Here is a 14081-nt window from a genome sequence, read left to right on the forward strand (position 1 = left end):
TTGCGGGTCAGTCACAGGGCACCCGAGCGCCGTTGCGGATCAACCGCCGCGGCATCGGTGGATGACTCGAACAACTGATGGGCGTCCCGGGGCAGCAACAGCGAATTGTTTTTCCGCGAGCCGGGCTTGCTCAACTCCCGAAGCGCGTCATAGCGCTGGCGGCTGACCTCGGCCAGGTCTGCGTTGCTGCGCACGATGGTCGGGCGCAGGAACACCATCAGGTTGCTCTTGGTCTGGGTGTCGCGGTTCCAGCGAAACAACGCACCCAAATACGGAATGCTGCGCAACAGCGGTACACCGCTTTGCTGGGTGCGGACACTGTCGCGGATCAGGCCGCCGATCACGATGATCTCGCCATCGTCCGCCAGGATCGTGCTTTTCAAGGCGCGCTTGTTGGTGATCAGGTCGGAGGAGTCCACGCCGGAAACAGACGGCGCGATGTCCGAAACCTCCTGCTCCACTTCCAGGCGCAAGGTCGAGCCTTCGTTGATGTAGGGCTTGACCTTGAGGCTGATGCCGACGTCCTTGCGCTCCACGGTGGTGAACGGGTTGTCCGCGCCGTTGCCACTGGTGGCGTAGGAGCCCGTCTTGAACGGGACGTTCTGGCCCACGATGATTTCCGCTTCCTGGTTATCCAGGGTCAGCAGGCTGGGGGTGGACAGCAGGTTGCTGTGAGTGTTGCTCGCCAGCGCCGAGATCAGCGCACTGAAGCGGTCGCCGCCCAGCCGCAGGATCGCACCTTCCGGTCCTTTATCCAGCTCACTGAGGTTCAGGTTGCCGATAATCGGGATGTCGGTACCCGGAAAGTTGATAAACCCGGTCGCGCTGCCTCTGTCGAGCCCCCACTGCACGCCCAAGGCTTCGGTAATGTCCCCGGAAACCTCCACGATGGCCGCGTGGATAAGCACTTGGGCCCGAGGTTGATCCAGTTCACGGACGATGTTTTCAATGATACGAATCTGGGCCGGCTCGGCGATCAGCACCAGGGCATTCTGGCTTTCATCGGCCTTGATCATGAACGGGCGGGTGGCGGCAATGTCTCGCTGGCCAGCGAGCGCTGGGGTGGTTTTTTTATCCTGCCCGACGCCTTCCAGCACTTCGGCCAATTGCTTGGCATCGCTGTGGCGCAGGCGGATGACCCGGGCGTTGTCCTGGGATGCCGCAGCCGGGACATCCAGGCTCCGGGCCAGGTCGACCAGGCGCTGGCGCACCGCCGGCGGGCCGATGATCACCAGTCGATTGCTGCGGGCATCAGCGATCACCACGCCCGCCATGTCACCCTCGCGCTTGCCGACGGAGGCTTCCATCAGCGGCGCGATGTCCCCGGCCTGGGCATGCCGCAACCGCACCGCCACATGATTGCGGTTGCGCCCTGAGTCCAACTGCCGAACCACGTCGGCGAGGCGCTGGACATTGGCAGCGGTGTCGGTGACCACCAGGGCGTTGGACGATACCGAAGGGCCGACGTAACCATTGGCCGACACCAGGGGCCGGATCAACCCGGCGACGTCGGCGGCGATGCTTGATTGCAGGTCCAGGACCCGGGTGACGAACTGCGACGGCGTGGCGTTTTTTGCATCCGCGATTGCGGCGCGCGTCTTGGCATCGCTGACCGGGGTGATCAGGATGCGCTCGCCCTCGTCGATCACCGTGAAGTTATGCGCATCGAGGACCGAATAGAACAACCGACGCACACCTTCGCGGTCCAGCGCCTCGCGGGACATGACGGTGATACGCCCCGACACGCGGGGATCGAGCACCACGGTCTTGCCCAGGATCGCTGAGAACTCCTCGACCACGTCGCGCAGTTCCGCGTTGTTCATCGCCAGTTGCCACTGGGCCTCTTCGGCCTGCAGTAAACCGACGGGCATCAGCAGGCAGGACGCGGCGAGGCAGAACAGGACGCGCGAAACACGGCCCCGGATAAAGCTGTTCATGAATTCGATCACTCTAATTGCCCGGCCACCGGGCGTAGGTATTGCGAGGAGTGGATAGCCGCATGGCGCCCATCTTCGGGGTCCAGCTGGCGCAACAAGGGCTTGGCCGCCGGTTGCAGGGCCAATCGCTCTTCACGTCCATTGCGCCACAGCGTCACATGGCTGGTCTCGACCCGGCGCAGCACGCTGCCACTGGGCAAGCGCTCGCCCACCTGATAAATGCGCGGGCCGGCAGCGTCCGCGAGCAATGCCCGGGACAAGCCTTGATCGGCGACAAAACTGGCTTGCAACGTAATCGGTTCGGCGCTCGGGGCGTGGGCACCTTCGGGTGCCAGGCCTAGCACCGTGGCCACGGCCTGGACGTTGGGCACGTTGCGAACAGGAGCCACCGGCGGGGTGGTCAGCACCGGCACATCACGACCCAATACCTGGCGAAAGCGCCACTCTTGCCCGGCCAGGAAGATCCCGTACAGCAGCGGCAGGAGCACCAGCAGCAGCTTCGGCAGACGGCTGCCGACCCGAAAATACAGGCTCACCGTTGTGCGCTCTGGATCGTGCCCGCAGGCTTGGGCTTGGCGAAGGACATTCGCCGCACCACCCGGCGTCCGGAAAACTCGTGCCAGAGCACCGCGCACAGATGCAGCGCGACGAGCATCGAAAGCACCACGCAAGACAGCCTGTGGACGGTGTTGGCCAGGTCGATCAACACCGGATCAGCCAACGGCTGGGGGAATCGAACGAGGCCAAAGACACTGATGGGGCTTTTCATCATCAGCACACCGGTCACCAGTACGACACCGATGACCAGATAGATAAGCCCATGCACCGCCAAGGCCAGCCGCTTGTCCAATGAAAGCGTCGCGCCACGGGGCGCCAGCTCGCAAACGAACAGCCAGGCCCGCCATAGGAAAAACGGAATGAACAGCGTCGTCAGCGACACATTGAGTGAGCCGACCCACTGTTCGGTCGAAGCGGATACCGAGTTGGACGCCACATAAAAACCGGACGCCAGCGCCCATAAGATAATGACCGCCGACAACCAGTGCAGCAGCACACGTCGCCTGGAGTAAGGAATAGACATCACTGCGTTCTCATCTGAAAGCCCCAGGCAACCCGTACGGATCGGCTGGGGCTATGCCTGTCAGGACTTACAGCTTGTCCCAGGCGCTCTGCCAGGAGGCACCGACACCTGGCTCAAAGCCGTTCGCTGTCGGGGAGTACTGCTTGCAGTAGCCGGACGCGGGGAACGGCTTGCATTCGAAGACTTCGTCAGTCTTGGGCTGCAGCACTTTCGTGCCGGCGGTGTAGTCGTTGGCACCTTCAGGGAACACGAAGTCATACTCGATGTCGGCGCCCTCGCCGGTCAGGGTGACCGTCTGGGTCTCCTGGCGCGTGGTGCGGCCGTCTTCGGTGGTGCCCACCAGCGTCAGGGTATGAACCCCTGGGGCGCTGCGCACGTCCAGGCTCAGCGCAGTGCTGCCTTCACCCACCTTGCTCACGACACCCACTTGCTTGTTCTTCTCATCGAACAACGTGGCTTCGAGGTTCATCCGGCGGTTTGTCTGCGCGGCGAACGCCATGCTGACCCGACCTTTGTCGAGTACGTACTCTGGCTGCAGGGAGGAAATCCCCAAGCTGGCGCCCGTGTCTTCCTGCATGTCCAGTTGCACTTCATAGCGGGTCACACCGCTTTCTTCCTGGGCGTACAGGCTGTTGGCGCCCTTGATCGGCGTGATATTGCCTTCGTCGTCACGAACACCGGCACGAATCGGGGAATGGGCGTTGTTGATGGCTTCGGCCAGTTTGAACGACCAGTTTCCAGCCTCGCCTTCTTCGGCGTTGTCGATGCTGATCTCTACGCTGTATTGGGCATTTTCGCCGGTGGCGGAGAATGCCCGGGCCTTGACCTTGTCCCCTGCCAGCAACGGGGTGGATGGGGTAATGCTGCCCACCGGTTTCCAGCCGCCCGGCAATGCGGCTTCGGCGAGGATGTTCACATCCACAGGGTTATAGAACGCGTTATCGGTATCGCCCACTGTCCAGACGCCCAGGATGACGTGGTGACCCGATTTACTGTCAGGAATGACGCAGTTGTGTGGGGCACCGGCTACCGGGGGTTGATGACCACCATCCACCGTGCAGAACGGCGTGTTGTCGAACGAGGCGCGCTTGAGCGCTTCGTTCGGGTTCCAACCGTCGCGGGTAATGAAGTATTCGTGTTTGGTCGCAGGGTGCGCGGCGGAGTATTGCCATTGAAAGGTGATGTTGCGGTCCCTGATTTCAGTCAGGTGCCAGCGCGTGGCAGATTGCGCATCGAGGGCAGAAAAATTGGCTTTGCCGCCGCTGGCGATTTTGCCGTCGACAGGGCCTTGCAGCGGTGCACCACCGACGCCACTCGGGAAGCCCTTGAAGGTTTCGCCGGTACTCTGCGGTTCGTACTGCGCGCCGCCGCAGTTCAGGTTGACACCTTGCTTGCACAACAGCGCACGAGAAGGCGGTACTTCGACGAAGCCATGGGCCAGCACACTTTGGGATGCCGCCAGGGCCGACAACAGAACTAATGAAGACGCACACCCCGTTAATACATTGCCTTTGTTGAAGTTATTTTTCATATAAATTCCAGACTAGTCATCAAAATGAAAGACGTGTCACCGCCTGCTTGAAAGGCGCGCCGGACTGCTCAGCGCCCGCCCTTACAAGTGCCCGGAACTTTATAGAAACTTATGGATTCTCTATGTAGGATAAATCTCTCAACATAGAAGGAATGATCTCTGATTCGATTTCCCTTACATAATTAGAGAAACATCTTACGAACAAAAATGCCCAACAAACAAAAGCAAACAACCCAAAAAATAATCGACTGGTTATAGGTTGGACGGTTAACAGCGGACAAAAAAAATCCTGTCCGGCACGGGTCCGGACAGGCTGGGTGACGGGGAATCAAATGTGGTATTGCGCCGACAACTCATGCACCGCCCGCAGGAAAGCACCGGCGTGTTCCGGGTCGACTTCCGGGGTGATGCCATGGCCGAGGTTGAACACATGGCCGCTGCCACTGCCGTAACTGGCCAGGATCCGCCCGACTTCCGCGCGGATCGCTTCAGGCTTGGCGTAGAGCACGGTCGGGTCCATGTTGCCTTGCAAGGCGACCTTATGACCGACACGCTCGCGAGCGTTGCCAATGTCGCAGGTCCAATCCAGGCCCAAGGCGTCGGCGCCGGCCTCGGCAATGCTTTCCAGCCACAGGCCGCCGTTCTTGGTGAACAGGATCACCGGGACTTTGCGACCTTCGTGCTCGCGGATCAGGCCGCTGACGATCTTGCGCATGTAGGCCAGGGAAAACTCCTGGTACGCCGCTGCCGACAGGTTGCCACCCCAGGTATCGAAAATCTGCACCGCTTGCGCACCGGCCATGATCTGGCCGTTGAGGTAGGACGTGACCGACTGCGCCAGCTTGTCCAATAACAAGTGCATGGCTTGCGGGTTGTCGTAGAGCATCGCCTTGGTCTTGCGGAAGTCCTTCGACGAGCCGCCTTCGACCATGTAGGTCGCGAGGGTCCACGGGCTGCCGGAGAAACCGATCAGCGGCACACGGCCGTTGAGTTCACGGCGAATGGTGCTGACCGCATCCATGACGTAGCCCAGGTCCTTCTGCGGATCGGGAATCGGCAGGGCTTCGATGTCGGCCAGGGTGCTGACGACTTTCTTGAAGCGCGGGCCTTCGCCGGTCTCGAAGTACAGGCCTTGGCCCATGGCATCGGGAATGGTGAGGATGTCGGAGAACAGGATCGCCGCGTCCAACTGCGGGTAGCGGTCCAGCGGCTGCATCGTGACCTCGCAGGCGAACTGCGGGTTCATGCACAGGCTCATGAAGTCGCCCGCCTTGGCGCGGCTGGCGCGGTATTCCGGCAGATAGCGACCGGCCTGGCGCATCATCCACACCGGGGTGACGTCTACGGGTTGCTTGAGCAGGGCGCGAAGGAAACGGTCGTTCTTCAGGGCAGTCATGTCGGCATCCGGAAAAAAAGTGCGGGCATTTTCTCAGAGCGCGACGCAAAAGGCACGGCAAGAGCCGTGCCTTTTATCTATCGGGGCAATTTGTCGCGGTGCAACACAGTCTTCTAACACCACAAAAGACCTGTGGGAGCTTTTTTGTGGGAGCAAGGCTTGCCCGCGATGAAAACACCGCGGTCCCTTGATTACCGAGGCGCCTGTATCGCGAGCAAGCTTTGCTCCCACAAAGCTCGCTCCCACAGGATTGGTGTCGTTCGGTCAGACCTGCAAGTAATCCAGGATCCCTTCCGCCGCATTGCGGCCTTCGAAGATCGCCGTCACCACCAGGTCGGAACCGCGGACCATGTCGCCACCGGCGAAGATCTTCGGGTTGCTGGTCTGGTGTTTGTACTGGCCCTGTTCCGGGGCGACGACACGGCCCTGGCTGTCGGTCTGGATGCTGAACTGCTCGAACCACGGCGCCGGGCTCGGGCGGAAACCGAAAGCGATGACCACGGCGTCGGCCGGGATGATCTCTTCGGAGCCCGGGATCGGCTCGGGGCTACGGCGGCCACGGGCGTCCGGCTCGCCGAGACGGGTCTCGACCACTTTCACGCCTTCGACCTTGTCTTCACCGACAATGGCAATCGGCTGGCGGTTGTAGAGGAATTTCACGCCTTCTTCCTTGGCGTTCTTCACCTCTTTGCGCGAGCCGGGCATGTTCGCTTCGTCACGACGATAGGCACAGGTCACCGACTTGGCGCCCTGGCGAATCGACGTGCGATTGCAGTCCATCGCCGTGTCGCCACCGCCGAGCACCACAACCTTCTTGCCCTTCATGTCGACGAAATCTTCTGGCGACTTTTCGAAGCCCAGGTTGCGATTGACGTTGGCGATCAGGAAGTCCAGCGCGTCGTAGACGCCCGGCAGGTCCTCACCGGCAAAGCCGCCCTTCATGTAGGTGTAGGTGCCCATGCCCATGAAGACCGCATCGTATTCTTCAAGCAGTTGCTCCATGGTCACGTCCTTGCCCACCTCGGTGTTCAGGCGGAACTCGATGCCCATGCCGGTAAAGACCTCGCGGCGATTGCTCAGCACGGTCTTTTCCAGCTTGAACTCGGGAATGCCGAAGGTCAGCAGACCGCCGATTTCCGGGTTCTTGTCGAACACCACCGGGGTCACGCCACCGCGTACCAGCACGTCGGCACAGCCCAGGCCCGCCGGGCCCGCGCCGATGATCGCCACGCGCTTGCCGGTCGGCTTGACCTTGGACATGTCCGGGCGCCAGCCCATGGCGAACGCGGTGTCGGTGATGTATTTCTCCACCGAACCGATGGTCACCGCGCCAAAACCGTCGTTGAGGGTGCACGCACCTTCGCACAGGCGATCCTGCGGGCACACCCGGCCACAGACTTCCGGCAGGGTGTTGGTCTGGTGGGACAGCTCGGCGGCCTGGAGGATGTTGCCCTCGGCCACCAGTTTCAGCCAGTTGGGAATGAAGTTGTGCACCGGGCACTTCCATTCGCAATACGGGTTACCGCAGCCCAGGCAGCGGTGGGCCTGGTCGGCCGACTGCTGGGGTTTGAAAGGCTCGTAGATTTCCACGAACTCTTTCTTGCGTTGACGCAACAGTTTCTTCTTCGGATCCTTGCGCCCGACATCGATGAACTGGAAGTCGTTATTCAGACGTTCAGCCATTGTTAAAACCTCATCAAACTCTTCAGGCGCATATCACTGCGGGTTGGCACGAGTGCTGGAAAGCAACGATTTCAGGTTGGCAGCCTTGGGCTTGACCAGCCAGAAACGGCGCAAGTAGTCATCGAGGTTCTCGGCGAGCTCACGACCCCACTCGCTGTCGGTTTCCGCGACGTACTCGTTCAGCACGTTTTGCAGATGGCTGCGGTAGGCCTCCATCGCCTCGCCGCTGATCCGCTGGATTTCCACCAGTTCGTGGTTGACCCGGTCAACGAAGGTGTTGTCCTGGTCGAGCACGTAGGCGAAACCGCCGGTCATGCCAGAGCCGAAGTTATAACCGGTCCTGCCCAGCACGCAGACAAAACCACCGGTCATGTACTCGCAGCAGTGATCGCCGGTGCCTTCCACCACGGTGTGGGCGCCGGAGTTACGCACGGCAAAACGCTCGCCCGCGGTGCCGGCGGCGAACAGCTTGCCGCCCGTGGCGCCGTAGAGGCAGGTGTTGCCGATGATTGCACTGTCCTGGGTCTTGTAGACGCTGCCCTTGGGCGGAACGATGACCAGCTTGCCGCCGGTCATGCCCTTGCCCACGTAGTCGTTGGCATCGCCTTCCAGGTACATGTTCAAGCCACCGGCGTTCCAGACGCCGAAGCTCTGGCCCGCGGTGCCCTTGAAGCGGAAGGTCACCGGTGCCTTGGCCATGCCTTGGTTGCCGTGCTTGCGCGCGATTTCGCCGGAGATCCGCGCACCGATGGAACGGTCGCAGTTGCAGATATCCAGTTCGAACTCGGCACCGCTCAGGTCGTTGATCGCCGCAGCGGCCATGTCGACCATCTTCTCGGCCAGCTCACCCTTGTCGAAGGGCGGGTTGCGATCAACCTGGCAGAACTGAGGCTTGTCTGCCGGAATCAGATCGCTGCCCAGCAACGGGGTCAGGTCCAGGTGATGCTGCTTGGCGGTCTGCCCCTCGATGATGTCCAGCAGATCGGTACGGCCGATCAGCTCTTCAAGGGAGCGCACGCCCAGTTTCGCCAACCACTCGCGGGTTTCCTCGGCCACGTAGGTGAAGAAATTCACCACCATGTCGACGGTGCCGATGTAGTGGTCCTTGCGCAGCTTGTCGTTCTGGGTCGCCACGCCGGTAGCGCAGTTGTTCAGGTGACAGATGCGCAGGTATTTGCAGCCCAGGGCGATCATCGGCGCGGTGCCGAAGCCGAAGCTCTCGGCGCCGAGGATGGCGGCCTTGATCACGTCCAGGCCAGTCTTCAGGCCACCGTCGGTCTGCACCCGGACCTTGCCGCGCAAGTCGTTGCCGCGCAGGGTCTGGTGGGTTTCAGCCAGGCCCAGCTCCCACGGCGCACCGGCGTACTTGATCGAGGTCAACGGCGATGCACCGGTGCCGCCGTCGTAGCCGGAGATGGTGATCAGGTCGGCATAGGCCTTGGCCACGCCGGCGGCGATGGTGCCAACGCCCGCTTCCGCCACCAATTTCACCGAGACCAGCGCCTTGGGGTTCACCTGCTTGAGGTCGAAGATCAGTTGCGACAAATCTTCGATCGAATAAATGTCGTGGTGCGGCGGTGGCGAGATCAGGGTCACGCCGGGAACCGCATAGCGCAGCTTGGCAATCAGGCCGTTGACCTTGCCGCCGGGCAGTTGGCCGCCTTCGCCGGGCTTGGCACCCTGGGCGACCTTGATCTGCAGCACTTCAGCGTTGACCAGGTATTCCGGCGTCACACCGAAGCGGCCGGTGGCCACCTGCTTGATTTTCGAACTCTTGATGGTGCCGTAGCGCGCAGGGTCTTCGCCGCCTTCACCGGAGTTGGAACGCGCACCGAGGCGGTTCATGGCTTCGGCCAGGGCTTCGTGGGCTTCCGGGGACAACGCACCGAGGGAAATACCGGCCGAATCAAAGCGCTTGAGCACCGACTCCAGCGGCTCTACTTCACTGATGTCCAGCGGCGTGTCGAGGGTCTTGACCTTGAGCAGGTCGCGGATCATCGACACCGGACGGTTGTCCACCAGCGAGGTGTATTCCTTGAACTTGCCGTAGTCGCCCTGTTGCACGGCGGCTTGCAAGGTGTTGACCACGTCCGGGTTGTAGGCGTGGTATTCGCCACCGTGAACGAACTTCAGCAAACCGCCCTGCTGGATCGGCTTGCGCGGGCTCCAGGCCTCGGCGGCCAGGGCTTTCTGTTCGGCTTCGATGTCGACGAAGCGCGCACCCTTGATACGGCTCGGCACGCCACGGAAGCTCAGCTCGCAGACCTCTTCGGACAGGCCGATGGCTTCGAACAGTTGTGCGCCACGGTACGAGGCGATGGTCGAGATGCCCATCTTCGACAGGATCTTGAGCAGGCCCTTGGTGATGCCCTTGCGGTAGTTCTTGAACACCTCGTAGAGGTCGCCCAGCACTTCACCGGTACGGATCAGGTCGCCCAGCACTTCATAAGCCAGGAACGGATACACCGCCGAAGCGCCGAAGCCGATCAGCACTGCGAAGTGATGCGGATCGCGTGCGGTAGCCGTTTCCACCAGGATGTTGGAATCGCAGCGCAGGCCTTTTTCGGTCAGGCGATGGTGCACCGCACCGGTGGCCAGCGAGGCGTGGATCGGCAGTTTGCCCGGGGCGATGTGACGGTCGGTCAGCACGATCTGGGTACGCCCGGCGCGCGCCGCTTCTTCAGCCTGGTCCGCAACGTTGCGGATCGCCGCTTCCAGGCCGATGTTCTCGTCGTAGTTCAGGTCGATGACCTGACGCTCGAAGCCGGGACGATCGAGGTTGGTCAGCGAGCGCCACTTGGCCGGGGAAATCACCGGCGAACTGAGGATCACCCGCGAGGCGTGTTCCGGCGACTCTTGGAAAATGTTGCGCTCGGCACCGAGGCAGATTTCCAGGGACATCACGATCGCCTCGCGCAGCGGGTCGATCGGTGGGTTGGTCACCTGGGCGAACTGCTGGCGGAAATAGTCGTACGGAGTGCGCACGCGTTGCGACAACACGGCCATCGGCGTGTCGTCGCCCATGGAGCCGACCGCTTCGTAGCCCTGCTCGCCCAACGGACGCAGCACCTGGTCACGCTCTTCGAACGTCACCTGGTACATCTTCATGTACTGCTTGAGCTGGTCGACATCATAGAAAGCCGAACCGTGGTCGTTGTCTTCCATGGTCGCCTGGATGCGCAGGGCGTTCTTGCGCAGCCATTGCTTGTACGGATGACGGGACTTGAGGCGGTTGTCGATGGCATCGGTGTCGAGGATCTGGCCGGTCTCGGTGTCCACGGCAAAGATCTGGCCCGGACCTACGCGGCCCTTGGCGATGACGTCCTGGGGCTGGTAGTTCCAGACCCCGATTTCCGAGGCCAGGGTGATGAACCCGTTGGTGGTGGTGACCCAGCGCGCCGGACGCAGACCGTTACGGTCCAGCAGGCAGACGGCGTAGCGACCGTCGGTCATGACGATACCGGCCGGGCCGTCCCACGGCTCCATGTGCATGGAGTTGTATTCGTAGAAGGCGCGCAGGTCCGGGTCCATGGTCTCGACGTTCTGCCAGGCTGGCGGCACGAGCATGCGCACGCCACGGAACAGGTCGATTCCACCGGTCACCATCAGCTCCAGCATGTTGTCCATGCTCGAGGAGTCCGAACCCACCCGGTTGACCAGCGGGCCAAGCTCTTCGAGGTCCGGCATCAAATCGTTGGCGAACTTGGTGCGACGGGCCACGGCCCAGTTGCGGTTGCCGGTAATGGTATTGATCTCGCCGTTGTGGGCGAGGAAGCGGAATGGCTGGGCCAGCGGCCATTTCGGCAGGGTGTTGGTGGAGAAGCGCTGGTGGAACACGCAGATCGCGGTTTTCAGGCGCTCATCGCTGAGGTCTGGATAGAAGGCGGTGAGGTCCGCCGGCATCATCAGGCCTTTATAAATGATGGTCTTGTGGGAAAAGCTGCAGATGTAGTGATCGGTGTCGGTGGCATTGGCCACGGACGAACGACGACGGGAGCTGAACAGCTTGATCGACATGTCCTGGTCGCTCAGGCCTTCGCCAGCGATGAACACCTGCTCGATCTGCGGCAGGCGCTCGAGCGCCAAGCGGCCGAGGACGCTGGTGTCGATCGGCACTTTGCGCCAGCCAACCAGTTGCAGGCCGGCGGCCAGGATCTCGCGATTCATGTTTTCGCGAGCCGCCTCGGCCTTCACCGGGTCCTGGTTGAAGAACACCATGCCCACGGCGTACTGCTTGGGCAGGGTTACCCCAAACGTTTCCTGGGCTACGGCACGCAGGAACTCGTCGGGTTTTTGAATCAGCAAGCCACAACCGTCACCGGTCTTGCCGTCGGCGTTGATCCCACCGCGGTGGGTCATGCAGGTCAGGGCCTCAATGGCCGTTTGCAAAAGGGTATGACTGGGCTCGCCCTGCATATGGGCTATCAGGCCAAAACCGCAGTTATCCTTGAATTCATCTGGTTGGTACAGACCTGCTTTCATAGACACTTTCTCACCAGGCTGCCTCTTATCGAGACAAATTTCTTTTCAATTCAACCAGTTGCATGCCGCGCCGAACGTACGCCAGCTTTGCGGGGGCAAAAGGGAGGTCATTGTACACACCGACACAGGGGCTCACAAATTTGACGACGAACTGTCGCAAATCCATGTCGCATTTGTGAAAGGTTTAAAGCTATATGCTGTGCTAGTCAAAACTTTTTTGGGTTCGACCGCTACGACTCAAACGCTACTGTGACGCAGACACCACAAGGCGCGCGGCCTGAAAGGCCGCCCGCCCTTGCGGAAATTTTGAGGTTGCCGGGAGAGGCGGCCTGGGTAAGGCCGCCGAATCTTCAGCGAGTTGCTGCCAGTTCCTGTTGGACGCTGGCGACAGTGCGAGGCCAAGGTTTACCAGCCTGAACCTTCGCTGGCAAGGCCTTGATGGCGGAAACGGCTGCATCACGGTTGGCAAAGCTGCCGTAGGTGATGACATAGAGCGGCTTGCCGTTGAGCACTTTCTTGAAATAACGGTACTCGCCGCCCTGTTCCTTGACGAAGTTCTGCGCCGCGGTTTCGGAGCTTGTGCCGAGGATTTGCACCACGTAGTTGCCCGGCGCCTGGCCGGCGTACCAGCTACCGCCCGCGGCCTTGGCCGGGGCAGCGGCAGGCTTGGCCGCCGGTGCTGGCGCTGCCGGCTTGGCCGCCGGTGCTGGCGCTGCCGGCTTGGCCGCAGGCGCTGGAACCGGTGCAGGCTTGGCGGTGGCGACCTGAGTGGGCGCTGGGGTCGGCTTGGCGGCTGGAGCTGGTGCAGGCGTCGTCGGCGCAGGACCGACCGGTACGCCCGCAGGCGGCGCGGTGGTGGTCACGGTAGGTGGCACGTCGCTGGTGTCTTCGATCGGAGGCGGCGCACCGTCGTCACCCTCGGTGATTCCACCTGCGGCTTCCGCCAGGGGCCCACGCATGACCGGTTGCGAGTTGCCGACCAGCGGCAGCGGCATCGGCTGGGTATTGCCGGCAAATTCCACCGCCGGTGCACCGCCGTTGGGTTGCGGTGTACCTTGGCCAAGGGGCAGTTGCGCCTGTTCGTTGGCAGGTGCGCCGGTGGTTGGCGCCTTGCTGCGACCCGGCATCAGCCAGGCGGCGGCAACTGCAACCACGACGACGGCGGAAATTGCCAATACGTGTTTCTTCGGCATGTTGAACCCCATACTTGGACGCTTCACCGCTGAGCGGCTGGCAATCATGACTTCGATGAGAGCATCGCGGGCAACCTGGTTGATGTTGCCAGGCCAACCGTCGGCGCTTTCGTGAATCTCAGAGATCTGATCGGCGGTGAAAAGTTCGATGCCCCGCCCCGCACCTTCAAGACGCTGGGCCAGGTATTCACGGGTTTCTTCCTCGGTGTAGGGCGCCAGTTCGATGACGTGGAAGCGCTCTTCCTCGAGGTTCAACTGGTCCAGGTCGGCGATCAGCGACGACTCGCCGAACAGGAACACATGGGGGCGACCCTCCGGCGCACCGGCCGCCAGGGCCAGCAGGGCTTCGAGGGCCGATTCGTCAAGTTGCTCGGCATCGTCCACCAGCAGATAGACTTCCTGCCCGGTCAGCGCCAGTTGCACGATCTGATCGAGAATGGCACCGACTTCAGCCTGGGCGACGTTCAGCGCCTGGGCCACCTGGCGCAACACGCCGGCGGCATCGCCGGCGCCACGGGCCGATACCACCACGCTTTGCACCGACTGTTTGTTGGTGCTGGCCACCAGGGCCTGGCGCAGCAAGGTCTTGCCGCTGCCCTGGGGACCGGTGACCACCAGGAGCAACTGGCTGTAGCGCGCCAGATGATGCAACTGGCCCAGCACCGGCTTGCGCTGGGCGGGGAAGAACTTGAAGCCCGGGACCCGTGGGGCAAAAGGGTCATGACTCAATTGGAAATGGCCGAGGAAAGCCTCGTCGGCATGCAAACTAGTCATCGCA

The 14081-nt window shown here is 61.8% G+C and carries 8 protein-coding genes; all 8 read right to left on the reverse strand.

Annotated elements, in window-relative coordinates:
* Positions 1 to 11: 11 nt before the first annotated feature.
* The gene (gspD, locus tag J3P88_RS28045; protein WP_434572872.1) at positions 12 to 1937 is read right to left on the reverse strand and encodes a type II secretion system secretin GspD; all 1926 of its coding nucleotides are present in this window, start codon (positions 1935 to 1937) and stop codon (positions 12 to 14) included.
* 8 nt (positions 1938 to 1945) lie between these two features.
* The gene (locus J3P88_RS28050; protein ID WP_434572874.1) at positions 1946 to 2473 is read right to left on the reverse strand and encodes a type II secretion system protein N; all 528 of its coding nucleotides are present in this window, start codon (positions 2471 to 2473) and stop codon (positions 1946 to 1948) included.
* Positions 2470 to 3018 (reverse strand): cytochrome b, encoded by a 549-nt coding sequence (locus J3P88_RS28055; RefSeq protein WP_434572876.1) that lies wholly within the window; start codon positions 3016 to 3018, stop codon positions 2470 to 2472. Before J3P88_RS28055 ends, J3P88_RS28050 begins: the two co-directional genes overlap by 4 nt.
* Before the next feature lie 67 nt (positions 3019 to 3085).
* Positions 3086 to 4549, reverse strand: a complete 1464-nt coding sequence (gbpA, locus tag J3P88_RS28060; protein WP_434572878.1) for an N-acetylglucosamine-binding protein GbpA — start codon at positions 4547 to 4549, stop codon at positions 3086 to 3088.
* A 328-nt stretch (positions 4550 to 4877) separates the two neighbouring features.
* Positions 4878 to 5945, reverse strand: a complete 1068-nt coding sequence (hemE, locus tag J3P88_RS28065; protein WP_434572880.1) for a uroporphyrinogen decarboxylase — start codon at positions 5943 to 5945, stop codon at positions 4878 to 4880.
* A 264-nt stretch (positions 5946 to 6209) separates the two neighbouring features.
* Positions 6210 to 7628: an FAD-dependent oxidoreductase gene (locus J3P88_RS28070; RefSeq protein ID WP_003196992.1), complete on the reverse strand. Its 1419-nt coding sequence runs from the start codon at positions 7626 to 7628 to the stop codon at positions 6210 to 6212.
* Positions 7629 to 7661: 33 nt separating this feature from the next.
* Positions 7662 to 12110 carry a glutamate synthase large subunit gene (gltB, locus tag J3P88_RS28075; protein WP_434572882.1) on the reverse strand — a complete coding sequence of 1483 codons (4449 nt, stop codon included), beginning with the start codon at positions 12108 to 12110 and terminating at the stop codon, positions 7662 to 7664.
* A gap of 350 nt (positions 12111 to 12460) precedes the next feature.
* The gene (locus tag J3P88_RS28080; RefSeq protein ID WP_434572884.1) at positions 12461 to 14077 is read right to left on the reverse strand and encodes an AAA family ATPase; all 1617 of its coding nucleotides are present in this window, start codon (positions 14075 to 14077) and stop codon (positions 12461 to 12463) included.
* Positions 14078 to 14081 lie beyond the last annotated feature (4 nt).

The sequence above is a fragment of the Pseudomonas sp. Z3-6 genome (assembly GCF_051131985.1).
Lineage (GTDB): Bacteria > Pseudomonadota > Gammaproteobacteria > Pseudomonadales > Pseudomonadaceae > Aquipseudomonas > Aquipseudomonas zanjanensis.